The sequence below is a fragment of the Variovorax sp. Soil_C_33 genome, assembly GCF_057656935.1.
Genome location: NZ_JBDGJK010000004.1, coordinates 156,943 through 183,360, shown reverse-complemented (window position 1 = coordinate 183,360; position 26,418 = coordinate 156,943). Strand labels below are relative to the sequence as shown.

Below are 26,418 nucleotides of genomic sequence, written 5' to 3'. Positions count from 1 at the left end.
TGTCCGGTTAGAACTGCAGGCCAGCTTCGCGCGCCGCATCGGCCAGCGCCTTGACGCGGCCGTGGTAGGCGAAACCTGCGCGATCGAAAGCAACCTTCTCGATGCCGGCGGCCTTCGCCTTCTCAGCGATACGCTTGCCGACCACCGTGGCCGCAGCGGCGTTGCCGCCCTTGCCGGAACCACCCAGCGAGGTTCGCACTTCGGCTTCGGCCGTCGATGCGGTGGCAATCACCTTGGTGCCGTCGTCGGAGATGACGGTGGCGTAGATGTGCAGATTGGTGCGGTTCACCGTCAGGCGCGCCACGCCTTGCGTCGCAATACGGATGCGGGTCTGGCGCGAACGGCGGAGACGCTGTGCTTTTTTGGTCAACATCATTTTGCTGCCCCTTACTTCTTCTTGGTCTCTTTGATCACGATCTTCTCGTCCGCATAGCGGATGCCCTTGCCCTTGTAGGGCTCGGGCGGACGAATCGCGCGGATCTCAGCGGCCACTTGGCCGACGCGTTGGCGGTCGGCACCCTTGATCACGATTTCGGTCGGCGTCGCCGTCGCCACCGTGATGCCTTGCGGCATGTCGATGTTGACCGGGTGCGAGTAACCGACCTGCAGGTTCAGCTTGGCGCCTTGCGCCTGGGCCTTGTAGCCCACGCCGAGCAGGCTCAGCTTCTTCTCGAAGCCCTTGGTCACACCGACCACCATGTTGTTCACCAGCTGGCGAACCGTGCCGCTCATCGCATTGGCTTCACGCGATTCGTTGGCGGGCTCGAAGCTCAGCTTGCCGTCCTTGCTGACGACATTCACCAGCGCGTTCAACGCAAGGTTGAGCGTGCCGCCCGTGCCCTTGACGCTGATCTGGTCTTCCTTGATCGACACATCCACGCCTGCGGGGATGGCGACCGGCATTTTTCCTACTCGGGACATTTCAGTTTCTCCTCGATGTCTCGTTTAGGCGACGTAGCACAGCACTTCGCCACCGACACCGGTAGCGCGCGCCTTGCGGTCGGTCATCACGCCCTTGGGGGTCGTGACGATGGCGACGCCGAGGCCGTTCTGGACTTGCGGAATGGCGGCGCTGGCCTTGTAGACGCGCAGGCCGGGACGGCTCACGCGCTCGATGCGCTCGATGACCGGACGGCCAGCGTAGTATTTCAGTGCGATTTCGAGCTCGGTCTTGCCGGCTTCGGTCTTGACCTGGAAGCCGTCGATGTAGCCCTCGTCCTTCAGCACCTGTGCGATCGCGATCTTCACCTTGGAAGACGGGACCGACACGGTGGGCTTCGCCACCATCTGCGCGTTACGGATACGCGTCAGCAGGTCGGCAATGGGATCACTCATGCTCATGTTGTTTGCTCCTGCCTGGCTTACCAGCTGGCCTTGGTGACACCGGGGATGTCGCCGTTGAAGGCCAGTTCGCGGATCTTGGCGCGGGCCAGACCGAATTGGCGGAAGGTGCCGCGCGGGCGGCCGGTGATTTCGCAGCGGTTGCGCTGGCGCGTCGGATTCGCATTGCGCGGGAGCTTCTGCAGACCCAGGCGGGCGGCTGCACGCTCTTCGTCGCTCTTCTTCGCATCGTTGGCGATCGCCTTCAGTTCCGCGTGCTTGGCGGCGTACTTTGCGACCAGATTGTCGCGCTTCAGTTCGCGCTCGATCAAAGCTTTCTTAGCCACAAATCACCTCAGTTCTTGAACGGGAAACGGAAGCCAGCGAGAAGCGCCTTGGCTTCTTCATCGGTCTTGGCCGTCGTCGTGATGCTGATATTGAGACCGCGCAGGGCGTCGACCTTGTCGTATTCGATCTCGGGGAAAATGATCTGCTCTTTCACGCCGATGTTGTAGTTGCCGCGGCCGTCGAACGCACGGCCGGAGATGCCGCGGAAGTCGCGCACGCGCGGCAGGGCCACGGTCACGAAACGGTCCAGGAACTCATACATCTGCACGCCGCGCAGCGTGACCATGCAGCCGATCGGCTGGTTCTCGCGAATCTTGAAGCCGGCGATCGCCTTCTTCGACTTGGTCACGACCGGCTTCTGGCCGGCGATCTTGGTCAGGTCGGCGACGGCGTTGTCGAGAACCTTCTTGTCGGCGACCGCTTCGCCCACACCCATATTGAGCGTGATCTTGGTCAGGCGCGGGACCTGCATCGGCGACTTGTAGCCGAACTTCTCGGTCAGGTCTTTCGCGACTTTTTCGCGGTAGTGTTGTTGGAGACGTGCCATTTGAATGCCCCTTAGGCGGTCTTGATTTCGTCGCCGCTGGACTTGAAGACGCGCACGCGCTTGCCGTCCGTGACCTTGATGCCCACGCGATCGGCCTTGCCGGTCGCGGCATTGAAGATCGCCACGTTGGATTGGTGAATCGGCATGGCCTTCTCGACGATGCCACCGGTCGTGCCCTTGAGGGGGTTCGGCTTGGCGTGCTTCTTGACCAGGTTGATGCCGTCGACGATCAGGTGCGAGTCGTCCTTGCGCAGCGACACCGTGCCGCGCTTGCCCTTGTCGCGCCCGGCCAACACGATGACCTGGTCGCCTTTGCGAATCTTGTTCATGGCGTTGCGTCCTTACAGAACTTCGGGGGCCAGCGACACGATCTTCATGAACTTCTCGGTGCGCAGCTCGCGCGTGACCGGTCCGAAGATGCGGGTGCCGATGGGCTCCAGCTTGGCGTTGAGCAGAACGGCGGCATTGCCGTCGAACTTGACGAGCGAACCATCGCTGCGACGGATGCCCTTGGCGGTGCGAACCACCACTGCGCTGTAGATCTCGCCCTTCTTGACGCGACCACGCGGAGCGGCTTCCTTGATGCTGACCTTGATGACGTCGCCCACGCTGGCATAACGCCGCTTGGAGCCACCGAGCACCTTGATACACAGGACGGATTTCGCGCCCGTGTTGTCGGCCACATCGAGCCGGGATTCAGTTTGGATCATTTCGTGATATTCCCAACTTGTACCGAGGACCGCCTCGCGGCGACTCTCAGGTCAGTCTTGGGCCCGTCGTCCGCACACCAAAACCATTTCGATGCGCCTCCGTTGGGCAGAAGCTTATCGCCTTTGAAAAGCGAAGCCCGCGATTGTTGCACGACCCATGAGAGCTGTCAACTACGTGCGCCAGGCGCCATCACGGCGCCCGGTCGCAGGCAATGCAAGGTGAGCACCCGCTTTCCGAAAACGTCCAGACTTTACATTGCCATAGGCCCTCGATCGATGCCGCCTGCAGGGTAACGGCAAGCGGCGACAATTTCGATCCGCTGCAAATCCCCAGCGCGTTGCCACATTGAAGTCACGGAATCAGCCATGAACATCGCAGTCACCTTCCTGCCCCGCCGGGAGCCGACCCCCTTGCCGCCGATCGGCTTCATCGGCGGCGGCAACATGGCCAGCGCCATCATCGGCGGGCTCATCAAGCGGGACGTCCCTGCAGAGGCGCTCGAAGTCGTCGAACCTGTTGCCGAAGCCCGGGCGCGGCTCCTGCACGACTTCGGCATCACCGCCCAGCCCGAGGCCGGCGCCGCGCTCGCGCGTTGCCCTGTCGTGGTCTGGGCCGTCAAGCCGCAGAGCTTTGCGCAAGCCGCGCGGCCGGTCCGCGCCCTGACAGGCGAAGCGCTGCATCTCAGCGTCGCGGCCGGCATTCCCTCCGACAGCATCGCCCGCTGGCTGGCCACCGAGCGCGTGGTGCGCGCGATGCCCAATACGCCGGCCCTGGTCGGCCAGGGCATGACCGGCCTGTTCGCGCGGCCGGCGGTCGACGCCGACGGGCGCAAGCTGGTCGAGCAGGTGCTGGACGCCACCGGCGACCTGCTGTGGGTCGATGCCGAAAGCGCGCTCGATGCCGTGACCGCGGTCTCGGGCTCCGGCCCAGCCTATGTGTTCTATTTCATCGAGGCCATGACCGAGGCCGGCGTCGAACTGGGCCTCTCGCCCGAGCAGGCGCATCGCCTGGCCGTCGGCACCTTCAGCGGCGCATCGGCCCTGGCCGGCAATGCGAGCGAGCCGCCCGCGGTGCTGCGCGAGCGCGTCACCTCCAAGGGCGGCACCACCTATGCGGCGATCAGCTCGCTCGAGGGCGACGACATCAAGGCGAAGTTCAAGGCCGCGATCCGCGCCGCACACCAGCGCGCCGGCGAACTCGCCAAGGAATTCGGCCGCGACTAAGGCAGCGCGGTTTCAGCGCAGCGCGTAGCCGGCCACGACGCCGGCGAACACGGTGAAGCCCAGCCAGTGGTTGAGCCGGAAGGCCTTGAAGCAGCCATCACGCGTGCGCTCGCGAATCAGCAGCCAATGCCACAGCGCCTGCGCCGCCGCGACGCCGATGGCAGCGAAGAAGGCAGGACCCAGCGCCTCGCTTGCGCCGGCCGCCGCCCACACCGCCAGAAAGATCGCGTAGCTCGCCATCACGGCCGCCACATCGAAGCGGCCGAAAGTGATGGCCGAGGTCTTCATGCCGATCTTGAGGTCGTCGTCGCGGTCGACCATCGCGTACTCGGTGTCGTAGGCCAGCACCCAGAACAGGTTGCCCGCGAGCAGCCACCACGCGAAGGCCGGCACCGCGGACTGCACGGCCGCGAAGGCCATCGGGATGCCGAAGCTGAATGCAATACCCAGCACTGCCTGCGGAATCGACACGAAGCGTTTGGCATACGGATAGATCAGGGTCACCGCCAAGGCCGCGAACGACCACAGCACAGTGACGCGGTTGGTCGTGAGCACCAGCGCAAAGGCCGCCAGCGCGAGCACGGTCCCCACGGCGAGCGCCTCCTTGACCGAGATGGCGCCGCTGGTGACCGGCCGCTGGGCGGTTCGCTTGACGTGACGGTCGAAATCGCGGTCGGCCACGTCGTTGACGCAGCAGCCGGCGCTGCGCATGAGGATGGTGCCCAGCACGAACACGGTGAGCAGGTGCCAGCCCGGCCAGCCGCCCGCCGCAAACCACAGGGCGCCGAGCGACGGCCAGAGCAGCAACAGCCAACCGGCGGGACGGTTCCAGCGGATCAGGTCCAGGTATAGCGAGAGGCGGCTGCGCGGCGCGGCGGCAGTGGATGCGGACATGGGCTGATTTTGCGTCACGCCAAATAGACGCCCTCGTTTGCCGCACTAGAATCCGGCGGTTCGCGCGACGCGATCACTCTTTGCAGCGAGTCCGGCCACCGCGCCAGGACTTCCGCGCAAAAGACACCCAACCCAGAAATTTCCAGGCAGGGCACTTCCGGTTCAGTCATCGCTGCGATGGCGAGCCGCGTGGCGCTTCGCGATCCGGTTCTTGCCCTGAAGGAAATCCATGTCTATACGCCCACGCGCGCTGCGTCCACGCCTGCGCCATCTGCCCCTGACCGCTGCCGCGCTCGCCTTGCTGCATTGCACAGCGCAGGCCCAGAACAACACGCTGAAGGAAATCACGGTCAGCACCGAGCAGGACGCCGGCTACGCCCCGGCCGCCGGCAGCACCGCCACCAAGGGCAGCGCGCCGCTGCGCGACATACCGCAAGCCGTCAACGTGGTGCCGGCGCAATTGCTGCGCGACCAGGGCGCGACCTCGATGCAGGACGCGCTGCGCAACGCACCCGGCGTCGCCTTCAATCATGGCGACGGCCAACGCGACCAGGTGGTCATCCGCGGCTTCAGCGCGATCGCCGACTGGTTCGTGGACGGCGTGCGTGACGACGCGCTCTACTTTCGCGATCTGTCGGACACCGAGCGCATCGAGGTGCTCAAAGGGCCGGCCGCGGTGCTGTACGGCCGGGGGTCGTCGGGCGGCCTGATCAACCGCGTCACGAAGAAGCCGGTGTTCGGAGAATCCTTCGGCGAGGTCTCGCTCGGCCTGGGCAGCCACGACTTCAAGCGCGCGACCGCGGACCTCAACGCGCCCATCGGCGAAGCCATGGCCTTCCGCCTCAACGTGGCGCGCGAGAAGTCGGGCAGCTACCGCGACCAGCAGTTCATCGACCGCTACAGCATCGCGCCCTCGCTGGCGATGAAATTCAGCCCGCAAACCGATCTGCTGCTGCAGTACACCAACGCCTACGACCAGCGGCTGACGGACTTCGGCATTCCGGCGCTCAACGGCCGCCCGGTGAATGTGCCGATCGGCACCTACTACGGCTCCGCCTTCGCGAAGCGCGACGACACGACCACCACCAAGGTCCAGTCCTTCACCGCCACGCTGAACCATCGCCTCAGCGACGCGCTGAGCCTGCGCAACATCACGCGCTATTCCAACTACCACCTGGACCGTTACAACACGCTGCCCAGCGGCACCACGGACCCGGTGCGCCTGACCGTGGGCCGCACCCGCGGCTTCGTCGACCGGGACGAGAGCGGCTGGTTCAACCAGACCGACCTGACGTGGCACAACGAGCTCGGCGGCTTCAGGCAGGAGTGGCTGGTCGGAGCGGAGTTCGGCGTGCAGGACAAGCGCGCCTACACGGTGTCCTCGGCCACCGGCTTCGAGCGCGTGAGCATCCTGAACGCCGTCGCCGTGCCGCCGCCCATCCCTGCCGCCAGCTACCTGGCGACGAGCGCGATTCCCAACAACTCCACCTTCAAGACTGCGGCGCTCTACGCGCAGAACCAGATCACGCTGGCGCCGCAATGGAAGGCGCTGGTCGGCGGGCGCTATGACGTGTTCGACCAGGAGACTTCGTTCGAACGCTCGCTCGCCCCGCTCGCGCGCACCGACCGCAAGTTCAGCCCGCGCGCGGGCCTGGTCTGGCAGCCCAGCGAAACGCAGTCCTACTACCTCTCGTACAGCCGGTCGTTCCAGCCCTCGGCGGAAACCTTCGCACTCTCCGCGAGCAACGCCGCCAACGACCCCGAGATCACGGTGAACAAGGAGATCGGCACCAAGCTGGACTTCCTGGACGGCGCGCTCAACTTCACGGCCGCCGTCTTCAACCTGGAGCGCTCGGGCATCAAGAACAGCGATCCGGCCAACCCGGCGCGGCAGATCAATGTCGGCACGCAACGCACCAACGGGCTGGAACTCACGTTGGCCGGCAAGCTGCCGGGGCGCTGGGACGTGAGCGCGGGCTATGCCTATCTGGACGGGCGGATGGTCAAGTCGGTCGCCACGGTGAGCTCGCTTCAGCTACCGATCGGTGCGCCCATGGCGGTGCAAGGCAAGGTGGCGCCGCTCACGCCGCGGCACTCGGCCTTCCTGTGGCTCATGAAGGACCTGGGCCATGGCTTCAGCGCCGGCGGCGGGCTGAACTACATGGCCGCACGCTTTGCCTCGCTCACCAACCTGGTGACGCTGCCGTCCTATGTGACGGCCGACCTGGCCGGCAGCTACAAGACGGAGCGCTACGAGCTGGCGCTGAACCTGAAGAACATCGCCAACAAGAAGCACTACATCTCGGCCCACGGCACCGTGGACAACCTGATCCTGCCCGGCCCGCCGCGCGAGTTGCAGGTGACCCTGCGCGCCAAGTTCTGATCGGGTCCGGATCAGTCCTCGAGCAAGGAACGCAGCATCCAGGCCGTCTGGTCATGCACCGTGCAGCGCGCGGTGAGCATGTCGGCGGTCGGGTCGTCGCCGGCCTCCTCGGCCACCGGGATGAACTCGCGCGCGATGCGCGAAACGGTCTCGTGGCCCTTGACCAGGATGCGCACCATTTCCATCGCCTTCGGCGGGTCCTTGGGCACATCGGGCACGGTCGCGATCTTGCTGAACTCGGCATACGAGCCCGGCGCGTAGTGGCCCAGGGCGCGGATGCGCTCGGCAATGACGTCGGTCGAACCCCAGAGCTCCGTGTACTGCTGCATGAACATCGCGTGCAGCGAGTTGAAATGCGGGCCGGTCACGTTCCAGTGGAAGTTGTGCGTGGTGAGGTAGAGCGTGTAGGTGTCCGCCAGTACGCGGCTCAGGCCTTCGGCGATGGCGGCGCGGTCCTGGCGCTCGATGCCGATGTTGATGAGCGGCGCATTGCGGCTGCCCGACTCCAGGGCCACCACGGCGCCGCCCTTCTTGGGCACCTTGCCGGCGGAGATCGGGGACTTGGATTTCTTCACGACTTTGGCCATGGCGCGAGTTCTTTCTTCAAAGTTGGATTGGCGTTGCAAACTTTAGAAGCCGCGAGCGGGCTTCGCAACAGCCGCACTCTATCGCGGCCATTGCCCCCGGCCGCGGCCGAAAGCGTAGGCCGATGGCGCGAGTTCTACGAGAGTCGTTTGACGCCCGGCAGCTCGCAGGCGTAGATCGCGTTGCGCAAGGCCGCGATGGCCTCGTAGCGCGTGAAGCTGCGGCGCCAGGCCAGCACCACGCGGCGCGTCGGCTCGCCGCCCTGCACGTCGCGCACGGGCAGGTAGCGCACGATCTGCTCGGGCTCCTTGCCGCGGCCCTTGGTCCTGGACTGGAGCGCACCGTTCGGCACCGACAGGCGCGGCACCAGCGTGACGCCCATCCCGGCCGCCACCATGTGCTTGATGGTCTCGAGCGACGAGCCCTCGAAACTCTTGCGGATGCCCTCCGCATTGCTCGAGAAGCGCGCGAACTCGGGGCAGACCTCGAGCACGTGATCGCGAAAGCAGTGGCCGGTGCCGAGCAGCAGCATGGTCTCCTTCTTGAGCTCGTCGGAGCTCACGGATTCGCGCTCCGCCAGCGGGTGATGGACGGGCACGGCCGCCATGAAGGGCTCGTCGTAGAGTGCCGCCATCGCCAGGCCGGTGTCGGGAAAGGGCTCGGCCATGATCGCGCAGTCGATCTCGCCGGCGCGCAGCATCTCGAGGAGCTTGACGGTGAAGTTCTCCTGCAGCACCAGCGGCATCTGCGGCGTGCGCGCGATGTTCTGGCGCACCAGATCGGGCAGCAGGTAAGGGCCGATGGTGTAGATCACGCCCAGGTTGAGCGGCCCCGACAGCGGGTCCTTGCCGCGCTTGGCGATCTCCTTGATGCTCGCGGCCTGGTCGAGCACGCTCTGGGCCTGCTGCACGATCTGCTCGCCCAGCGGCGTGACCGTGACCTCGCCCGCGCTGCGCTCGAAGAGCTTGACCTCGAGTTCGTCTTCCAGCTTCTTGATCGCGACCGACAAGGTGGGCTGCGACACGTAGCACGCCTCGGCCGCCTTGCCGAAATGCCGCTCGCGTGCGACTGCAACGATGTATTTGAGTTCGGTGAGGGTCATAGCTTGCGTCAATTATGCGCAGACGCTGCGACCTCTGCCGAGCTTCAGGCTTTGAGGTACTCGGCCTTGCTGCCGAGCCAGCGGTCGACATGCCTGGCAGCGAGTTCCGGATGGCGGTCGAGCATGCGCGGCGCCAGCGCCCGCGCCCAGTCGAGCAGCAACACATCGGTACTCAGGTCGGCAAAGCGCAGCAGCGGCGCACCCGACTGCCGCGCGCCGAGAAATTCGCCCGGCCCGCGGATCTCGAGGTCGCGCCGCGCGATCTCGAAGCCGTCGCTGGTTTCGGCCATCGCCTTGAGCCGCGCGCGCGCCGCCTCGCCGACCCGGCCGCCTTCGTTCGGCGCGTAGAGCAGCACGCAGGCCGAAGCGGCCGCGCCGCGCCCGACACGCCCGCGCAGCTGATGCAGTTGCGAAAGCCCGAAGCGCTCGGCATGCTCGATCACCATCAGCGAGGCATTGGCCACGTCCACCCCGACCTCGATCACCGTCGTGCTGACCAGCACCTGCAGGCGATTGGCCGTGAAGCTCTCCATCACCGCCTGCTTCTCGGCTGTTGGCATGCGCGAATGCAGCAGCCCCACGCTGACCAGCGCGCCGAGTGCGGCGGCCAGCTCGTCGCGCGTTTCGGTCGCGTTGCGTAGGTCGACCGCCTCGCTTTCTTCGATCAGCGGGCACACCCAGTAGACCTGCCGCCCTTGCGCAAGCTGGGCGCGGATGCGATCGATGACCTCGTCGCGCCGGTGATCGGCCACCAGCTTGGTGACGATGGGCGTGCGGCCCGGCGGCAGCTCGTCGAGCGTGGAAACGTCGAGATCGGCGTAGTAGCTCATGGCGAGCGTGCGCGGAATCGGCGTCGCACTCATCATCAGCAGATGAGGCTCGAGCTCGCCGACGGCCTTGCCGCGCAGCGCCAGGCGCTGTGCAACGCCGAAGCGGTGCTGCTCGTCGATGATCGCCAGCGCGAGCTTCTTGAAGCGCACCTTCTCCGAGATCACCGCGTGCGTGCCGATCACGAGCGCGGCCTCGCCGTTCTCGACCGCGGCCGACATCGCGTCGCGCTCCTTCTTCTTCTGGCTGCCGGTGAGCCACGCGACACGCAGGCCGCGCTCGGCCAGCAAGGGATCGAGCCAGCCGACCAGCTTGCCGAAGTGCTGCGCCGCCAGGATTTCGGTGGGCGCCATCAGCGCGCACTGGAAACCCGCATCGATGCAGCGCGCAGCGGCCAGCGCTGCCACCACGGTCTTGCCCGAGCCGACGTCGCCCTGCAGCAGGCGGTGCATCGGAATGTCGCGCGCAAGGTCGCGCGTGATCTCCTCGCCGACGCGCTGCTGTGCGCCGGTCAATGCAAAGGGCAGCATGGCCAGCAGTTCCCTGTGCAGCGAATCACCGGAAGCCGCCATCGAAAGCACCGGCGCGCGCTGCGCCGAGCGGGCCCGGCGCGCCTGCAGCTGCGAGAGCTGCTGCGCCAGCAGTTCGTCGGCCTTGAGCCGCTGCCAGGCGGGGTGGCTGTGGTCTTCCAGCGTGGCGATCGCCACGTCGGGCGCCGGGTAGTGCAGGAAATGGAGCGCGCGCCGCAACTCCCATGCGTCATGCGGCGCCAGCCCTTGCGGGACGGTCTCGTCGAGCACGGCCCGCGCCAGCCCCGAACGCACCTCGCGCCGCAGCACCGGCTGAGCCAGTCCGGCGATCGTCGAATACACCGGCGTCAGCGCCTGCGGCAGTTCGGTGCCCGCGGCTTTGACCGTCGGATGCATCATCTGCCGCCCGAGGAAGCCGCCGCGCACCTCGCCGCGCACGCGCACCCGCGCGCCGACCGCGAGCTGCTTCTGCTGCGACGGATAGAAGTTGAAGAAGCGCAGCTGGCAGGTGTCGCTGCCGTCGTCCACCGTCACGATCAGCTGGCGGCGCGGCCTGAACACGACTTCGCTGTCCCTCACCACCGCCTCGATCTGCGCCGTGTCGCCGTCGCGCGTATCGGCCAGCCGCACGATGCGGGTCTCGTCCTCGTAGCGCATCGGCAGGTAGAGCGCGAAGTCGATGTCGCGCAGGAGGCCGAGCTTGCGCAGCGCGCGCTGCACAGGGCTCAGGCCCGCGCCGTGGGCCGGCGCCGGTGCTGCTGCGGGCTTTTCCGGTGGAGACGACTTGGCGGCGGCGGGCATGGGACAATTCTGCCCGGCTCTTCGCCGCCTCTTCCTTCCGCCTCCTTGGCACGGGCCCGTCCGGCCCTCAAGCACCATGCGCGCCTTCACGCTTTCCGATTTCGATTTCGATCTGCCGCCCGAACTGGTGGCCCAGCATCCCGCCGCCGAACGCAGCGCCTCGCGGCTGCTCGACGGCACGGTCGATCCACCCGTCGACCGCATCTTCAAGGACCTGCCCTCGCGGCTGCGCGCCGGCGATCTGCTGGTCTTCAACGACACGCGCGTCGTCAAGGCACGCCTCTTCGGCGAAAAGCCCACCGGCGGCAAGCTCGAGCTTCTGGTGGAACGCGTGCTGCAAGGCGACGAAGTCGTCGCGCACATGAAGGTCAGCAAGAAGCCGCCGGTCGGCACCAAGCTGGCGATGACCGGCGAGTTCCAGGCGACGCTGCTGGGCCGCTGGCCCGACGAACACGGCGCGCTGTTCCGCTTCCGCTTCGAGAGTGCCGCCGGCGAAGACCCGTATGCGCTGATGGCCCGCTGCGGCCACGTGCCGCTGCCGCCCTACATCGAGCATGCCGACTCGCAGGACGACGAGCGCCGCTACCAGACCGTGTTCGCGCGCGTGCCGGGCGCGGTCGCCGCGCCGACCGCGGCGCTGCATTTCGACGAAGCCCTGCTGGCCGAACTCGAAGCGCGCGGCGTGCAGCGCGCCAACGTCACGCTGCACGTCGGCGCCGGCACCTTCCAGCCGGTGAAGACCGAGAACATTGCCGATCACACGATGCATGCGGAGCGCTACGAGGTGCCCGAAGCCACGCAACGCGCCATTGCCGACGCCAAGGCACGCGGCGGCCGCATCGTCGCCGTTGGCACGACCACCGTGCGCACACTCGAATCGTGGGCCAGGAGCGGCCAGGCGGCAGGCGACACCCGCATCTTCATCACGCCGGGCTTCGCCTTCGAACACGTCGACCTGCTGGTCACCAACTTCCACCTGCCCAAGAGCACGCTCATGATGCTGGTGAGCGCCTTCGCGGGCTACGAGCGCGTGATGGCGCTCTATGCCCATGCGATCAGCGAGCGCTACCGCTTCTTCAGCTACGGCGACGCGATGCTTCTTTCGAGACCAACATGCTGAACTTCGAACTCCTCGCCACCGACTCCGCGAGCCATGCGCGCCGCGGCACGCTCACGCTGAACCATGGCGTGGTGCAGACGCCGATCTTCATGCCCGTGGGCACCTACGGCACCGTCAAGGGCGTGATGCCGCGCAGCCTCGAGGAGATGGGCGCGCAGATCATCCTCGGCAACACCTTCCATCTCTGGATGCGTCCCGGCCTGGACGTGATGGCGAGCTTCGGCGGCCTCCATCAGTTCGAGAAGTGGGACAAGCCCATCCTCACCGACTCGGGCGGCTTCCAGGTCTGGTCGCTGGGCGCGATGCGCAAGATCAGCGAGGAAGGCGTGAAGTTCGCGTCGCCGGTCAACGGCGACAAGCTCTTTCTCACGCCCGAGGTCTCGATGCAGATCCAGACCATTCTCAACAGCGACATCGTCATGCAATTCGACGAGTGCACGCCCTACGACACCCAAGGCCACCTCACGACCGAGTCCGAGACGCGCATCTCGATGGAGCTCAGCCTGCGCTGGGCGCGCCGCTGCCAGGCGGAGTTCGCGCGGCTCGAGAACCCCAACGCGCTCTTCGGCATCGTGCAGGGCGGCATGTACGAAAACCTGCGCGAAGAGTCCGTGGCTCAGCTCGTCGACATGGACTTCCCCGGCTACGCGATCGGCGGCGTGAGCGTGGGCGAGCCCAAGGACGAAATGCTGCGCATCATGGCGCACACGCCGCACCGGCTGCCGGCGCACAAGCCGCGCTACCTGATGGGCGTGGGCACGCCGGAAGACCTGGTCGAAGGCGTGGCGCAAGGGGTCGACATGTTCGACTGCGTGATGCCGACGCGCAATGCGCGCAACGGCACGCTGTTCACGCGCTTCGGCGACCTCAAGATGCGCAATGCGCGCCACAAGAATGATCCTCAGCCCATCGACGCGAGCTGCAGCTGCCATGCCTGCGCCGGCACATCGGGTGTGCCTTGGAACGAAGGCGGGCGCGATGGCTTCAGCCGCGCCTACCTGCATCACCTCGACCGCTGCGGCGAGATGCTGGGCCCGATGCTCACGACCATCCACAACCTGCACTACTACCTGAACCTGATGCGCGAGATCCGCGCGGCGCTCGATGCCGGCACCTTCACGCAGTTCCGCGCGCAGTTCAAGGCCGACCGGGCGCGCGGCGTCTAGGACCTACTTGGCAGCGCCGGGTGCCTTGATGGGCAGCGGCGTCGCGTAGGGCTCGATGCGCAGCAGTTCGTTCTTGAACAGCGCAACCTGCCGCAGCGGCGCCTGCACCAGCGCGCCGCCCGAATCCTTTTGCGAGGCGTACTGCCACACGGTCAACGGACTCTTGTCCGCCAGCAACGCCGCGAAGCGCTGCACCTCCGGCGTGCTGCCGGCACCGAGCTGGCCGGCCTCGATGCCGACCACGATGTCGTCGCGCGGCGAAACCACCTTGAAGAGCCGGACGGTCGCCGGCTCCTGCGCATGGGTCACGAGGCTAGCCGCCGACAGCAAAGCGGCGACGACCGACGCGATGTACAGACCAGCGGCAGCATGGCGGCGAATGAGGTTCCTGAACATGGGGGTGCTCTGAATCAAAGGCATCGAGCGTAGTCAGAACCCGCTCGCGCGAGAACACGCCGGAAGCCATACGCCGCACGCTGGAGTGCCGCGTCAGCGCTGCGGCTGGAGCGACCAGCGCCCCGACAGCGACGCGCCCGGCGCGAGGAGCGTGCCGCCCAGCTCGTCCGGCCCATGGCGATCCCACAGGTTGAAGGCATCGGTGCACTGGCTCACCGGCTCGGCGCAGAAATGGTCCGCGCCGCGCGGGCAGTACAGGACGAAGAAGTCGAGCGGCGGCTCGGCCGCCATCACCAGCGCGCGCGAAGCCGCGGGCCATTCGATGCGGGCCTCGCGCTGCCAGCCCGTGAAGTTGTTGTCCAGATCGAGCTCGGCCAGTTCCACGCCGTCGTGCAGGCGGGCCACCTCTTGCGTCGGCTCCAGCGCGACCGGCATCACCTCTGCGTCGCCGCGCCACATCGCCGCGGTGTTCGCCGACAGGCGCGTGCCCGCGTGGTGAATGAAATAGGGATGGTGGCCGATCCCGGCCGGCATCGGCGCCCTGTCTCGACTGCTCAGCGTGATAGTGCAGCGCAGCCCCGCCGCATCGAGCTCGAACAGCTGCGAGGCCTCGAAGCGCCAGGGCCACCCAGCGTCGGCGTCGACGCTCAGCACGAGCTCCGCGCGGGTTGGCGAGGCTTGCGCCACCTGCCAGGGCCGCAGCCATCCGATGCCGTGAAGCGGATGCCGGCCCGAGGGCCCCGCAGGATGGCCCGGCGCAATGGCGATGTCGCGCCCGCCGACATGCGCGCGGCCGTTGCGAAGGCGATTGCACCAGGGCAAGAGCGGAAAGCTGGCCATGGCGAAGGGATCACGCGCGGCCAGCGCATCGGCCGTGGCCGGCCTCAACCAATCGAAGCGCCGGCCGTCGCGCTCGTCGTACAGGGCTGCCACTGAGCCGCCGACCGCCGGCGCCAGCACCAGATGCAATGCGCCCGCCGCAAGATGCACCAGTTCGTCGTTGTCGTTCATGGGAGTTCGTTGCCTTCGATCGTTGCTGGAACGCGGCATTCTCGGCGACCCGGGTGACACGCACCATCGTTGGCGTGGAGAATCGCAACCGGCACCTCGTTCCTGCACGGACCCTTCTCATGACGGCATCGACCTCCTCCGCCCGCTATCCATCGCTTGCCGGCCGCAGCGTGTTCATTTCCGGCGGCGCCACCGGCATCGGCGAAAGCCTGGTGCGCGCCTTCCATGCGCAGGGCGCGCATGTCGGCTTCTGCGACATCGATGCCGCCGCCGGCCGCGCGCTCGCCGCTCGGTTGCAGGGCGACAACGAGGTGCTGTTCCACGAGTGCGACGTGACCGACGTCGCGGCCCTGCGCGCAGCGATTGCCGCGGTGCGGGCGCGCTTCGGGCCGATCCGCGTGCTGCTCAACAATGCTGCCAACGACCGCCGCCACGAGATGGCCGATGTCACAAGCGAGGACTTCGATCGGCTGGTGGCGATCAACTTCAAGCACCAGTTCTTCGCCGCTCAGGCCGTGGCCGATGACATGCGCGCGCAGGGCGGCGGGTCGATCATCAACTTCGGCTCGATCAGCTGGATGATCAAGGGCGCCGGCTACCCGGTCTACCAGGCCTGCAAGGCGGCCGCGCGCGGCCTCACGCGCTCGCTGGCCCGCGACCTCGGCAAGGCCAACATCCGCGTCAACTCGATCGTGCCGGGCTGGGTGATGACCGAGCGCCAGCTGAAGCTCTGGGTCAAGCCCGAATCCGAGGCCCAGATCGATGCGGCCCAATGCCTGCCGGGCCGCGTGATGGCCGAGGACATCGCCAGCATGGCGCTCTTTCTCGCGGCAGACGATTCGAAGATGTGCACCGCGCAGGACTACGTGGTGGATGCCGGCTGGACCTGAGGCGGAATCGCCGGCGATGCCGGGGCAGCCGCGCCGGTTCCGCAGGCGTGGCAGAAGCGCGAAAAGGCGCTCTTGCGCGCTTCGCAGGCGCGGCAATGGTCGAACAGGCCGATGCCGCAGTGCGGGCAGAAATCGATCTCGGTGTTCTTCAGGTCCACCGGCCGTTCGCAGCCCGGGCACACGCTCTTGGCGAGCCGCGCCAGCGCAGTGTCGTAGCTCAGCTCGTTGCGGCGCACCGTGTCGGGCTGCGCCTCGGCCAGCTTCTGGCGCGCGAGATAGCGGTTGAGCGCAATGATGGCGTAGCGCCCCACGAGCACGGTCACCACGATGCCGACTACGTAGCGCACATAGCCGCCATAGCTCGGTAGATAGGGCACGAGCTCGACGAAGAAGGCGAAGAGCGCGAAGTAGATGAAGCCCCACACGAAAGGCCAGTAGGTGCTCTTGCGCTTCTTCACGAAGAGCCAGCCTGCGATCAGGAGCAGTGGCAAGGTGAGCGCCAGCCGGTAGCCGAACACGCGCAGTTCGACTCGTCGGTTCTCCGCCTCGAGTTTCTTGCGCGCCTCGTCTTCCAGCGGCGCGAGTTTCTGCTGCGCGCTCTGGCGCGCCTGGCGCGCATCGAGCGCGATCTGGCGCTGCGCGCCCACGGCCCTTTGGGCTTCGTCCTCCTTGGCCTTCAGCGTGTCGAGCGCCTTGGTACGCGCGATCAACTCGGTGTCCTGGTCGGGCTGTGCAGTGGCGCGCCGCGTCGCGAGCCAGTTGCCGAAGGTCTCGCGCGCGGCCCGGCTGGTCTGCTGGGCGGTCAGGAGCGCGAGCTCGGCCTGCTCGCGCTCGCGTGTCGATTCCTGCTCGGTGCGCTGGGCGTTGCGGACCGTGGCGCGGAGCGGCTCGGCGGCCGCCTTGTCGATGAAATCGTCGAGGGTCAGCGTGCGCTCGACCTGCGGCAGATCGCCGACGATCGTGCTGCCCAGCCCGATCAAGAAGCTTGCGAACACAACCGCCACCACCCAGAGGCCGCGGCGAAACCACTTTTCGGACAAACGCAAGGACTTGCTCATCTCGTTCCTCTTCCTGTTTCTACAGACCGATTCTGGGCTACAGCTTGAGCACCACCGGCGCCGTGCCGAGCCCCGCTCGCGGCAGCCATGCGAACACCGAGTCGACCGTCACCGTTTCGATCCGATCGGAAAAACGCTTCTCGTTGGGATGGTCGTCGAAGGCCACGTTGGCCGAACCCACGCGGCCGCCGAGTCGCGTGAGGGGCCCGAGCTTCAGCGTGGTGGGTTCGTAGCCCTTGAACTGCAGCCAGGCCTGGGCCTGCTCGCGGGTGCGGATGGTGCCGGGCTCCATCGCCGCGGCCAGCGTCTCGATCGCCCACTGGTTCGACTGCTGGTACTTGTGGCCCCAGGCGTAGCTCACGATGCTATAGGGCGCAGCATGGAGCCGGGTGATGCGCGAGGGCGATTCATTGAGCACAGCCAGCAGCTGCGCCTGCACGGCCGGCGCCGGCACCGCCCAGGCGGCTTCGTAACGACAGGGGTCGTCGAGGAAAAACTCGCCCAGCCCTTGCCTGTAGATGGCCGCCACGGCGGTGCTGCATTGATTGAGCTTGTGGACCACGCGCCAGCTTCCCGCTTCGGTCTTGTAGGCCAGGCCCATGTGCGAATAGCGCAGCCCGTACTTGCTCAGGTCCTGCCCTGCGCGTGCCAGCAGCACGACCCGCGCTCCGCTGGCGTCGAGCGCCTGTGCCGTGCGCTCCGCGAGCTGCATGCCTTTGACGATCGATGCCACGTCTGGCCTGCGCTCTTCGCAAGACCGCCCCGCATGGGCACTGAGCGGGAACAGGAAGAGTCCTGCCAGCACGATGGCCGCCGCGGCCGCAAACACCTGAAGCATGGCCCGGAGCATTCGACGCGGGCGGGAAACCCGGGCCCGGTACTCGATCTCGTAGGGGCCGAAATTGGTGGGGGCGCGCCTCATGACAGCTTCTCGTTGTGGAGCAGCGCGCGGCCGACCGCGTTGGGCACGAAGGCCAGCACCTCGCCGGCCACCGACAGCACGACGCCGGTGCCGATCACGCTGACCGTGACCACCGTGCCGGCCACGACCGACGCACCGTGCGCCGCGCGGCCCAGCACCCTGATGCTGGCTCGGGCGCCGTCGGATGCGCGTTCGAGCAGGTAGACCGTGCCGTCGACCGATGCCTCGACCGCCACCACCGTGAGGACGGAACCACCCGCCGACAGCGCCGCGGGCAAGGCCACCGCGGCGCTCGCCGCGCTGCCGGCCACCGAGGCGACGCCGACGACCGAGGCCAGCGGCAGCATCGAGAGCGCCGCCGAGGCTTCGCTCTGCGCATGGGCGTGAAGCGGTGCGGCAATGCCCGCCATCGCGGCGCAAGCCGCCATCAGAACCGTGACGAAGGACTTCTTCATGATGTGCTTTCGAAAGATGAGGTGGACGGGGCGCTTCATTCGCTTCGGCCGGCTTCGGCGCGGGCTTCGCGGCGGCCTTGCAGGCGCGCCTCGGCGAGATCGGCTTCATGGCGGTCGCGCAGGGTCTTGGCGAGCGTGAAGGCCGAGCTGATCAGGAACAGCCAGCTCACGCCGAGAAAGGCCTTGTAGGTCTCGCTGATCTCCATCCGCAGCAGGCCCCAGCCGGTCAGGCCCATCGCAGTGAAGAAGCCGCCCCAGACGACCAGCTTCCACATCGGCGTATCGCCGGCGCCCGGGGTCGCGCCGCTCTGGTTGTCGCGCACGAACTTCGCCAGCACGAAGGCGGCCGAGAGGCAGAACACGTAGCCCATCACCATGAACGCGCGGTCCAGCGCCTGCCCCGGCAGCCAGCCGAGCCCTGTGGCGCAGAGGAACACGGCCATCCCGAAGGAGATCCAGACCTGGACTTGCCAGGCGCGGGTGTCGCGTTGGATGGAAACGGTGGAAGAGAAGGGTTGCATGAATGCCTCGCGGCGTAGTGAAGGTGCGCGAATGATGGTTCGCACTTCCTCGGCGAGGCGCAAATTACTGCACCAGTGGCGACCGGCGGCGCCCTCGGTATCTTTAATCGATACCCTGGCGCACCCGGCGGCGCAGCAGGTCCTCGCGCGTGAAGGGCCGCTCGGTGCCGGCCAGCCGCACGGCGATGACCCCGAGCGCATCGTGCGTAGGTGCCGGCGTGCCGGGGCGCAGGAAGAGCACCGGCGAGAGGATGCTGATCAGCAGCAGGATCCAATGAAGCCGCGGCGGCGGCCGGTGCTGTTGCTGCCACAGGAAGAACGCGCTGACGGCCGCGCCCAGCGCGAATCCGGCCGCGACCTCCGACTTCGAATGGGCATAGATCGCCAGCCTCGACAGCCCGATGAGCGCAGCGAAGACCCAGCCGAGCGTGGCGGCGGAGACGCGCACGCGCGGCTCCCAATGCGAGGCGGTCAGCCAGAAGGCGACCGGCCAGACGCTGGCCGAGAGCATGGTGTGCCCGCTGATGCCGGTGAAGTTGAGCATGGCGCTGCCGATGCCCCAGCCCATGAAGGCGATCTTCGAAGCGGCCACCATGGCGCCGGCGGAGCCGAACAGCGCGAGCCAGCGCCACGCGATCGGCCGGGTGACCGTCCGCACGCCCAGCCACACGGCGATCCAGGCCGCGACGGGCAGCAGGAAGCCGCTGTCACCAAACCAGGTGATCGAGTACCAGAAGCCGTCGGGCAGAAACAGCATCAGCTCGGCTGGCTTCCCAGCAGTCCGCTCACGCGCCGCTGCAAAGCCTCGGGCTGCACATCCGCATGCGCCATGGCGCTGCCGACATGGAGTCCCACCCGGCTGAAGAAGCCGCGCCGGAACGGACGCACCATGGCCACGTTGGCGCCCTCGCGCACTTCGACGCGGCTGAAGTACGAACCCCAGAGGTTGGTCAGCGCCATCGGGATCACCGGCGCATCGATGCCTTCGGCGCGTGCGGCCTCCAGGATCTTCATCACGCCGCCCTTGAAGGGCTGCAGGCTGCCGTCGCGCGTGATGGCACCCTCCGGAAAGATCGCGAGCAGATCGCCCTCGCGCAGCACCTGCACCGCCCGGGCAAAGGCTTCTTCATAGGCTGCCGGGTCTTCCTTCTGCGGCGCGATCGGAATGGCCTTGGCGAGCCGGAACAGCCAGCCGAGCACCGGCACGCGGAAGATGCGGTGATCCATGATGAAGCGGATCGGCCGCGGGCTCGCGGCCATCAGCAGCACCGCATCGATGAAGCTCACGTGGTTGCAGACCAGCACGGCCGCACCCTCGGCCGGAATGTGCTCCTCGCCCTTGACGTCGAAGCGATAGACGATGCGCGACAGCACCCAGGCCACGAAGCGCAGCAGGTACTCCGGCACCAGCATGAAGATGTAGAAGGCCACCACGGCATTGGCGATGCCGGTGAACAAGAAGATCTGCGGGATCGTGAAGCCGGCCTTGAGCAGCGCGCCGGCGATGACCGCGCTGCCGATCATGAACAGCGCGTTGAGGATGTTGTTGGCCGCGATGATCCGTGCCCGGTGCGTGGCCTGGCTGCGCAACTGGATCAGCGCGTACATCGGCACGCTGTAGAGCCCCGCGAAGAGCGACAGCAGGCCGAGATCGGCCATCACGCGCCAATGCGCGGGCTGGGCCATGAAGGCACCAAGCCCCATCTCCGCCGCAGCGGGCAGCGCGCGCGAGGCGAAGTAGAGATCGATGGCGAACACGCTCATGCCGATGGCGCCCAACGGCACCAGGCCGATCTCCACCTGCCGGCGGCTCAGGGTTTCGCACAGCAGCGAGCCGATGCCGATACCGACCGAGAACACCACCAGCAGCAGCGAGGCGACCTGCTCGTTGCCGTGCAGCACCTCCTTCGCGAAACTCGGGAACTGGCTCAGGAACACGGCGCCGAAGAACCACATCCACGAGATGCCCAGCAGAGAACGGAACACGACCAGGTTGCCGTGCGCCAGCCGGAGGTTGCGCCAGGTTTCGCTGATGGGATTCCAGTTGATCGCCAAGCCCGGATCCGTGGCCGGCGCGGGTGGAATCGCCTGCGCCACCGCGCGCCCCGCGAGCGCCAGCAGCACGCAAGCCACCGCCACCGTGGTGTGGCCGACTTGCGGCAGCGCGACGAGGAGACCGCCGGCCACCTGTCCCAGCAGGATCGCGACGAAGGTCCCCATCTCGACCATGCCGTTGCCGCCTGTGAGTTCTCGCGAATCGAGCACCTGCGGCAGGTAGGCGAACTTGACTGGGCCGAACAGCGTGGAGTGCAGCCCCATCAGGAACACGCAGCCCAGCAGCACCACGGCATCGGCCCGCATGAAGCCCCAGGCCGCCACCGCCATGATCGCGATCTCGAGGTTCTTGACGAAGCGGATCATCTTCGTCTTGTCGTACTTGTCGGTGAGCTGCCCCGCCGTCGCCGAGAACAGCAGAAAGGGCAGGATGAAGAGTGCGCCGATCGCAAGCCCCGCCATGGCCGGAGGCATCCAGCTCAGCTGCAGCTGGTAAGTCACCATCACGGTGAATGCGAACTTGAAGAGGTTGTCGTTCGCCGCGCCTGCGAACTGGGTCCAGAAGAAGGGGGCGAACCTCCGCTGCCCGAGCAAGGCGAACTGATTGGCGTGCGCATGCGCTTCGGGCGCGATGGCAATGGAGGCGTGGACCGGTGCTGTCATGCGAATTCCCTGGCGGGTTCCTCAGGCCGTCACCGCGGCCGCGCCCGGATTGTGCCGCAGCGTCTGCCGTCCCACGGACTGCAGCGCGTGCAGCACCGGCAGCGCCGCCAGCGCCGCCACCAGGTGCTTGAGGCTGTGGCCCGACATCAACTGGTGCGTCGCTTCGTAGATGGCATGGTCCGACAGCTCGAAAAGCTTGGCCAGCGCGTAGAAGAAGATCACCCAGCCGAGCCTGAGGCCGACGGCGCCGGCGAGCGGCTTGGCCAGGGCCAGCGCGAGCACCAGCGCCATGCCGCCGAACTGGACCAGCGCCCACGGCAGCAGGTTGCCGCTCACCTGGTAGACGGCCACCGCCAGCAGCCCGCCGGCCAGCGTGAACCAGGCCACCGGCCAGCCGGCACGGGCGCTGACCCGCTCGCAGACGGCACAGCCGATCAGGCCGGCGAAGGCCACCGCCATGCCGGCACGGTCCGCCGCCAGCCGCAGGCCGTCGGGCTGCAGGTGATAGAAGGCCGAGCCGGCGGCGGTGAGGATCAGCCCCGCGAAGAACATCCAGGCGCAGTCGAGCGTGTTGACCGGCGGCTGCGCCACGGCCTGGGGCAGCGGCGCGGCATCCTGCGCCTCCTCGTGCGCCCGTTCGAGCCAGTGCAGCCAGCGCAGCCCCCAGACGCCGATCACTGCGAACGGCAGGTTGCTCAGCACGTCCATCGCGTAGGGCACGCCGTGCCAGCCTCGGTCGTCGGCAAAAGGCGCGCCCCCCAGCCCGGGCGCCGGCAGCACGGGACCGGCGATCGCAAGCAGCAGGAGCAAGGCGAAGAAGGACAAGAGGCCCCATTCGCGGCGGGTGAGAGAAGGCAGAGGCATGGCGGGCTCCGGGTGATGTGTGTGCGGCGGAATGTAGGTTGTCAACCGCTCCGGGAGCATCGAGAATCGATACGGAGTACTTTTTCACGCCCCCCGGTATCGAAAGGCAATACCAAACCCATGAGCACCACCGTCGACCTCGTGCAGGCTCTGAAGAACGAGCTCAAGACCGCCCGCATGACCTATGCGGACCTCGCCAAGTCGCTCGACATGGCCGAATCCAGCGTCAAGCGCATGCTCGCCAAGGGCGACATGCCGCTCACGCGGGTCGATGCGATCTGCCGCGCGCTGAAGATCGATTTCGCCGAGCTCGCCCGCCGCGTGGCCGACGCGCAGCCGCTGCTCAAGGAATTGACGCTCGAGCAGGAAAAGGCCGTGGTCAAGGACAAGAAGCTCCTGCTCCTGGCCATCTGCGTCCTGAGCCAGTGGACGCTGGAGCAGATCGTGGCCGCCTACCGCATCAGCGAGGCCGAATGCATCGGCTACCTCGCGCAGCTCGACCGCATCGGCATCATCGAGCTGCGGCCGCTGAACCGTTACCGCCTGAAACTCGCCAAGACTTTCCGCTGGCGCCCGCACGGTCCGGTGATGGACTTCTTCCGCGAGAACGTGGTGCTCGACTACTACCGAGGCGGTTTCGACGGGCCGGCCGAGGGCCTGCTGTTGGTTCACGGCTCGATCAGCCGCTCGCTGGCGCCGGCCTTTCTGGACCGCCTGCAGCGCGTGGCCCAGGATTTCGCCCAGCAGCACCAGACCGACCAGAAGCTCTCGCCCAAGGAACGCGAGGGCTACACGCTGCTTCTGGGCATGCGCAACTGGGAGTTCGAGCTGTTCACGCGGCTTCGCAGGGCCTAGCCGCAGAAACCGGTTTCTAAGCTAAAATTCTTACCGCAGGAAAGCGGATGCATCGACATCCCACCGTTGGCGCAAACTCCCATGAACGCTCAGGTGAACCTCGTATCGGTTCGAATGACTGCCCACTTAATCAATCGCCGTCTGGAGAGTCATCACGCCAGGTGATGCACCGAAGGAGCAAGTCCGTTGCGGGTTGCAGCGGATGAATCTCTCAGGTACCGAGGACAGGGGGAGCGGCATCTGAACCCCGGGTAAAGGCGGCTCCGCACGGTGAGCGCCCGACCCGCCGTTCATGCCATCCCAAAAGGATCTGGACATGCGCGTGGTTGTGCTCGGCGCCGGCTTGCTCGGCGTGACATCGGCCTATTACCTTCAACAGCTGGGTCACGAAGTGATCGTGGTCGACAGGCACGCCACGCCGGCGGCCAAGGCGCGCGGGCGCGTCGAAACAGTCGTCACCGCCGCGGCCGCCCAGCTCCTTCGGCAGTTCGCCGACCGCCGTGCCGCCCGGGCGAAATGGGTGGGGCTTTACGTGAGCCTGCGGCGACGCCTCGCAAAGCTGCTCGATCGCGCCATCGGCGAGATGCCGAAATCCAAGCCGACCGAGCACCTCGTGCGGCTGGGCGCCTACAGCCGCGACATCGTGCGTTCGCTGCGCGACGAAGCCGGCGTGCCTCCGGGTCAGCGCAACCCGGGCCTGCTGAGCTTCTACACCGATGCCGACGCCTTCAATACCCGGTTGGCGCGCGCCTCTCATTGGAAAGATCTGGGCTGCGAAGAGCGTCTGGTCACGGCCGAAGAGGCGCTGCACATCGAGCCGGCCCTGGAGGCCCTTCGCGGTGAGCTCGCCGGCGCGGCCTACTCGCTCGACGATCCGGCGACGCGCGATCCGGCCCAGTTCGCGGCCAGCATGGTGTTCCTGTGCCGCGCGGCCGGCGTGCGCTTCCTGACCCAGCACACGGTGATCTCGCTGAAGGAGCGCGCAGGCCGCATCGACCACGTCGAGCTGCTCGATGCCGACGGCCAGCCCACCGTCCTGCGCGGCCAGGCCTATGTGCTGGCGCTCGGCATTTCCAGCGCGATGCACGCCGAAAAGCTGAAGATCGCCATGCCTTTCCGCTTCCTGCGCGAATACATCGTCACGATCCCTCTCAAGGACGCGAGCCGAGCGCCGCGCGTCGCGCTGCGCGACCGGCAGGGCAAGCTGCGCATCCGGCGCGTCGAAACCCCCGGCGGCGACTGCCTGCGGGTCTCGGCCACCGTGCGCGCCAGCCTCGACGAGGAGAATGAGCCCGATTCGGACCGCGTCGACGCCATCCTGCATCGCATCGAGACGCTGTTGCCCGGCGCGGCCGACACGGCGCATGCTTCCCTCGATACGGCCGTGCATGCCGTCAGCCATGACGGCCTCCCGATGATCGGCAAGACCCGCCTGTTCAATCTTTTCCTCAACGTCGCGCCGGGTGCGCGCGGCTGGATCAACGCCTGCGGCGCCGGCAAGTCGATCGCCCGGATCGTGAGCGGCCTCAGGCCCGAGCTCGAGTTCGCCTTCAGAAATCCGTAGCCGCGGGCCATCGCCTACAATCGCGGCACTGCAGGAGAGCGGGCCGCGTGAAGCGGTTCCACCGAAGGCGCAAACTCCCATAAACGCTCAGGTCGGCTCACGCGATGAGCCTGTACTGCATCAACTGTCAAAGCCGTCTGGAGAGCCATCACGCCATGTGATGCACCGAAGGAGCAAAGCCGCTGCGGGCGCAGCGGGTGAATCTCTCAGGTACCGAGGACAGGGGGAGCGGCAACTTGGACGCACGGTCCGGTTGCTTTCTTTTTCAAGCTTCCGTTCACCTTGCGTTCAAGCGCTGCAACCTCAAGGGTTCTCGAAATGCGCGTGATCGTTCTCGGCGCCGGCCTGCTCGGCGTGACCTCGGCTTACTACCTCCAGCAACTCGGCCACGAAGTGACCGTGATCGATCGGCAGGCCACACCGGCTGCCGAAACCAGCTTCGCCAACGGCGGCCAGATCTCGGTCAGCCATGCCGAACCCTGGGCCAACCCGAGCGCGCCGTTGAAGGTGCTGCAATGGCTCGGCAAGGAAGATGCGCCGCTCCTCTTTCGCATCCGCGCCGACATGCGCCAGTGGCTCTGGGGCCTGCAGTTCCTGCGCGAATGCACGCCGGGGCGCACGCGCCACAACATCGAGCAGATCGTACGCCTGGGCACCTACAGCCGCGACACGCTGCAGCAGCTGCGCCGCGACACCGGCCTCAGCTACGAGCACCGCACCCAGGGCATCCTGCACTTCTACACGACGCAGAAGGAATTCGCCGGCGCGCTGAAGCCGGCCGAGCAGATGCGCGCGCTGGGCTGCGAGCGCCAGGTGATCTCGGCCGACGAGGCGGTGAAGATCGAACCGGCCCTGGCCCACATCCGGCCGCAGTTGGCCGGCGCCACCTACACGGCCGAAGACGAATCGGGCGATGCCAACCGCTTCGCGCGCGAGCTGGTCGCGCTGGCCGCCGCCGCCGGCGTGAACTTCCTCATGAGCCACACCGTGACCGCGCTGCGCGAGGCGGGCGGAAGCATCGACCACGTGGAGGCGACCGACGACGAAGGCCGCTTCCAGCGCATCCGCGGCGATGCCTTCGTGCTGGCGATGGGCTCGCTGAGCCCGCTCTACGCCGCGCCGCTGGGCATCCGGCTGCCCATCTATCCGGCCAAGGGCTATTCGGTCACGCTGCCGGTCAAGGACGCCGCGAAGGCGCACCAGGTGTCCCTGACCGACGACGAATACAAGCTGGTGTTCTCGCGCTACACCTCGGCCACCGGGGATCGCCTGCGCATCGCGGGAACGGCCGAACTCAACGGCTACGACCGCGACCTGAACCGCGTGCGCTGCGAGGCCATCGTGCGGCGCGTCGAAGAACTGTTCCCCGGCGCCGGCAACACCAGTGAGGCCCAGTTCTGGACCGGCCTGCGCCCGGCCACGCCCAGCAACGTGCCACTGATCGGCAAGACGAAGCTGCCGAACCTGTTCCTCAACACCGGCCACGGCACGCTGGGCTGGACGCACGCCTGCGGCTCGGGCAAATCGATCGCGCGCATCGTGAGCGGTCTCAAGCCCGAAGTGGACTTCGCATTCGCCACTGCTTGAGTTGAGGCCTGAGCCGCCC

At 67.1% G+C, this 26,418-nt stretch carries 28 protein-coding genes and 3 riboswitches; of the genes, 8 read left to right on the top strand and 20 right to left on the bottom strand.

Annotated elements, in window-relative coordinates; all coding sequences use genetic code 11:
* Nucleotides 1–7 precede the first annotated feature (7 nt).
* The 7 genes from rplR to rplN are packed head-to-tail and all read right to left on the bottom strand — an operon-like array spanning nt 8 to nt 2,925.
* Complete coding sequence (gene rplR, locus AC3A6B_RS08585; protein WP_093105479.1) at nt 8–373, bottom strand: 50S ribosomal protein L18; 366 nt, start codon at nt 371–373, stop codon at nt 8–10.
* A gap of 14 nt (nt 374–387) precedes the next feature.
* Entirely contained in the window at nt 388–921 is a 534-nt protein-coding gene (gene rplF / locus AC3A6B_RS08580; RefSeq protein WP_487836302.1) for a 50S ribosomal protein L6, read from the bottom strand.
* A 24-nt stretch (nt 922–945) separates the two neighbouring features.
* A complete protein-coding gene (gene rpsH / locus AC3A6B_RS08575) occupies nt 946–1,341 on the bottom strand; it encodes a 30S ribosomal protein S8 (protein ID WP_093105283.1) in 396 nt (131 codons plus the stop codon).
* Between the two features lie 20 nt (nt 1,342–1,361).
* Nucleotides 1,362–1,667, bottom strand: a complete 306-nt coding sequence (rpsN, locus tag AC3A6B_RS08570) for a 30S ribosomal protein S14 (protein WP_487836301.1) — start codon at nt 1,665–1,667, stop codon at nt 1,362–1,364.
* A gap of 8 nt (nt 1,668–1,675) precedes the next feature.
* Nucleotides 1,676–2,215: a 50S ribosomal protein L5 gene (rplE, locus tag AC3A6B_RS08565; protein ID WP_093105278.1), complete on the bottom strand. Its 540-nt coding sequence runs from the start codon at nt 2,213–2,215 to the stop codon at nt 1,676–1,678.
* Nucleotides 2,216–2,226: 11 nt separating this feature from the next.
* Nucleotides 2,227–2,544 (bottom strand): 50S ribosomal protein L24, encoded by a 318-nt coding sequence (gene rplX, locus AC3A6B_RS08560; RefSeq protein ID WP_487836300.1) that lies wholly within the window; start codon nt 2,542–2,544, stop codon nt 2,227–2,229.
* Between the two features lie 12 nt (nt 2,545–2,556).
* A complete protein-coding gene (gene rplN, locus AC3A6B_RS08555) occupies nt 2,557–2,925 on the bottom strand; it encodes a 50S ribosomal protein L14 (RefSeq protein ID WP_093105273.1) in 369 nt (122 codons plus the stop codon).
* Nucleotides 2,926–3,291: 366 nt separating this feature from the next.
* Between rplN and proC the strand changes: the two genes are divergently transcribed.
* Nucleotides 3,292–4,149 carry a pyrroline-5-carboxylate reductase gene (proC, locus tag AC3A6B_RS08550; protein ID WP_487836299.1) on the top strand — a complete coding sequence of 286 codons (858 nt, stop codon included), beginning with the start codon at nt 3,292–3,294 and terminating at the stop codon, nt 4,147–4,149.
* Nucleotides 4,150–4,161: 12 nt separating this feature from the next.
* Here proC and ubiA read toward each other — a convergent pair whose 3' ends face one another.
* Nucleotides 4,162–5,043: a 4-hydroxybenzoate octaprenyltransferase gene (ubiA, locus tag AC3A6B_RS08545; protein ID WP_487836298.1), complete on the bottom strand. Its 882-nt coding sequence runs from the start codon at nt 5,041–5,043 to the stop codon at nt 4,162–4,164.
* Nucleotides 5,044–5,272: 229 nt separating this feature from the next.
* Between ubiA and AC3A6B_RS08540 the strand changes: the two genes are divergently transcribed.
* A complete protein-coding gene (locus AC3A6B_RS08540; RefSeq protein ID WP_487836297.1) occupies nt 5,273–7,426 on the top strand; it encodes a TonB-dependent receptor in 2,154 nt (717 codons plus the stop codon).
* An 11-nt stretch (nt 7,427–7,437) separates the two neighbouring features.
* Here the strand turns inward: AC3A6B_RS08540 and AC3A6B_RS08535 are convergent, their stop codons facing one another.
* The 3 genes from AC3A6B_RS08535 to recG form a co-directional block, all read right to left on the bottom strand.
* A complete protein-coding gene (locus tag AC3A6B_RS08535; protein WP_487836296.1) occupies nt 7,438–8,013 on the bottom strand; it encodes a Dps family protein in 576 nt (191 codons plus the stop codon).
* Between the two features lie 134 nt (nt 8,014–8,147).
* The gene (locus AC3A6B_RS08530) at nt 8,148–9,113 is read right to left on the bottom strand and encodes a LysR substrate-binding domain-containing protein (RefSeq protein WP_487836295.1); all 966 of its coding nucleotides are present in this window, start codon (nt 9,111–9,113) and stop codon (nt 8,148–8,150) included.
* 44 nt (nt 9,114–9,157) lie between these two features.
* On the bottom strand, nt 9,158–11,272 hold the full coding sequence (gene recG, locus AC3A6B_RS08525) for an ATP-dependent DNA helicase RecG (RefSeq protein WP_487836294.1): 2,115 nt from the start codon (nt 11,270–11,272) through the stop codon (nt 9,158–9,160).
* Between the two features lie 76 nt (nt 11,273–11,348).
* Here recG and queA point away from each other — a divergent pair, with 76 nt between their 5' ends.
* Nucleotides 11,349–12,392, top strand: a complete 1,044-nt coding sequence (gene queA, locus AC3A6B_RS08520) for a tRNA preQ1(34) S-adenosylmethionine ribosyltransferase-isomerase QueA (RefSeq protein WP_487836293.1) — start codon at nt 11,349–11,351, stop codon at nt 12,390–12,392.
* On the top strand, nt 12,386–13,558 hold the full coding sequence (tgt, locus tag AC3A6B_RS08515; protein WP_487836292.1) for a tRNA guanosine(34) transglycosylase Tgt: 1,173 nt from the start codon (nt 12,386–12,388) through the stop codon (nt 13,556–13,558). The genes queA and tgt overlap by 7 nt, the downstream gene beginning before the upstream one ends.
* A gap of 3 nt (nt 13,559–13,561) precedes the next feature.
* Here tgt and AC3A6B_RS08510 read toward each other — a convergent pair whose 3' ends face one another.
* Both AC3A6B_RS08510 and AC3A6B_RS08505 read right to left on the bottom strand, forming a co-directional pair.
* Nucleotides 13,562–13,954 carry a hypothetical protein gene (locus AC3A6B_RS08510; protein ID WP_487836291.1) on the bottom strand — a complete coding sequence of 131 codons (393 nt, stop codon included), beginning with the start codon at nt 13,952–13,954 and terminating at the stop codon, nt 13,562–13,564.
* A gap of 93 nt (nt 13,955–14,047) precedes the next feature.
* Nucleotides 14,048–14,965 carry an aldose 1-epimerase gene (locus AC3A6B_RS08505; protein WP_487836290.1) on the bottom strand — a complete coding sequence of 306 codons (918 nt, stop codon included), beginning with the start codon at nt 14,963–14,965 and terminating at the stop codon, nt 14,048–14,050.
* 119 nt (nt 14,966–15,084) lie between these two features.
* Between AC3A6B_RS08505 and AC3A6B_RS08500 the strand changes: the two genes are divergently transcribed.
* Nucleotides 15,085–15,855 carry an SDR family NAD(P)-dependent oxidoreductase gene (locus tag AC3A6B_RS08500; protein ID WP_487836289.1) on the top strand — a complete coding sequence of 257 codons (771 nt, stop codon included), beginning with the start codon at nt 15,085–15,087 and terminating at the stop codon, nt 15,853–15,855.
* On the opposite strand, the gene AC3A6B_RS08495 is transcribed toward AC3A6B_RS08500, so the two are convergent.
* The 7 genes from AC3A6B_RS08495 to AC3A6B_RS08465 form a co-directional block, all read right to left on the bottom strand.
* Nucleotides 15,828–16,913 (bottom strand): serine endopeptidase, encoded by a 1,086-nt coding sequence (locus AC3A6B_RS08495; RefSeq protein WP_487836288.1) that lies wholly within the window; start codon nt 16,911–16,913, stop codon nt 15,828–15,830. The genes AC3A6B_RS08500 and AC3A6B_RS08495 overlap by 28 nt on opposite strands.
* Before the next feature lie 37 nt (nt 16,914–16,950).
* Nucleotides 16,951–17,763, bottom strand: coding sequence for a DUF2145 domain-containing protein (locus tag AC3A6B_RS08490; protein WP_487836429.1), 813 nt, complete (start codon nt 17,761–17,763; stop codon nt 16,951–16,953).
* A 68-nt stretch (nt 17,764–17,831) separates the two neighbouring features.
* Entirely contained in the window at nt 17,832–18,290 is a 459-nt protein-coding gene (locus AC3A6B_RS08485) for a hypothetical protein (RefSeq protein ID WP_487836287.1), read from the bottom strand.
* Nucleotides 18,291–18,325: 35 nt separating this feature from the next.
* On the bottom strand, nt 18,326–18,811 hold the full coding sequence (locus AC3A6B_RS08480) for a YiaA/YiaB family inner membrane protein (RefSeq protein ID WP_487836286.1): 486 nt from the start codon (nt 18,809–18,811) through the stop codon (nt 18,326–18,328).
* A 103-nt stretch (nt 18,812–18,914) separates the two neighbouring features.
* Nucleotides 18,915–19,568, bottom strand: a complete 654-nt coding sequence (locus AC3A6B_RS08475; protein ID WP_487836285.1) for a phosphatase PAP2 family protein — start codon at nt 19,566–19,568, stop codon at nt 18,915–18,917.
* Nucleotides 19,568–21,529, bottom strand: a complete 1,962-nt coding sequence (locus AC3A6B_RS08470; RefSeq protein ID WP_487836284.1) for an MFS transporter — start codon at nt 21,527–21,529, stop codon at nt 19,568–19,570. Before AC3A6B_RS08470 ends, AC3A6B_RS08475 begins: the two co-directional genes overlap by 1 nt.
* A 21-nt stretch (nt 21,530–21,550) precedes the next feature.
* Entirely contained in the window at nt 21,551–22,393 is an 843-nt protein-coding gene (locus AC3A6B_RS08465; protein WP_487836283.1) for a hypothetical protein, read from the bottom strand.
* A 120-nt stretch (nt 22,394–22,513) separates the two neighbouring features.
* On the opposite strand from AC3A6B_RS08465, the gene AC3A6B_RS08460 reads away from it, so the two are divergent.
* The 3 genes from AC3A6B_RS08460 to AC3A6B_RS08450 all read left to right on the top strand — a co-directional run bounded on the left by AC3A6B_RS08460 (nt 22,514) and on the right by AC3A6B_RS08450 (nt 26,399).
* Nucleotides 22,514–23,248 (top strand): helix-turn-helix domain-containing protein, encoded by a 735-nt coding sequence (locus AC3A6B_RS08460; protein WP_214681779.1) that lies wholly within the window; start codon nt 22,514–22,516, stop codon nt 23,246–23,248.
* A gap of 131 nt (nt 23,249–23,379) precedes the next feature.
* Nucleotides 23,380–23,486, top strand: a riboswitch (glycine riboswitch).
* A gap of 78 nt (nt 23,487–23,564) precedes the next feature.
* Nucleotides 23,565–24,812, top strand: coding sequence for an FAD-dependent oxidoreductase (locus AC3A6B_RS08455; RefSeq protein WP_487836282.1), 1,248 nt, complete (start codon nt 23,565–23,567; stop codon nt 24,810–24,812).
* Nucleotides 24,813–24,833: 21 nt separating this feature from the next.
* Nucleotides 24,834–24,924: riboswitch (glycine riboswitch) on the top strand.
* Between the two features lie 15 nt (nt 24,925–24,939).
* Nucleotides 24,940–25,045, top strand: a riboswitch (glycine riboswitch).
* Between the two features lie 85 nt (nt 25,046–25,130).
* Nucleotides 25,131–26,399 carry a D-amino acid dehydrogenase gene (locus AC3A6B_RS08450; RefSeq protein WP_487836281.1) on the top strand — a complete coding sequence of 423 codons (1,269 nt, stop codon included), beginning with the start codon at nt 25,131–25,133 and terminating at the stop codon, nt 26,397–26,399.
* Nucleotides 26,400–26,418 lie beyond the last annotated feature (19 nt).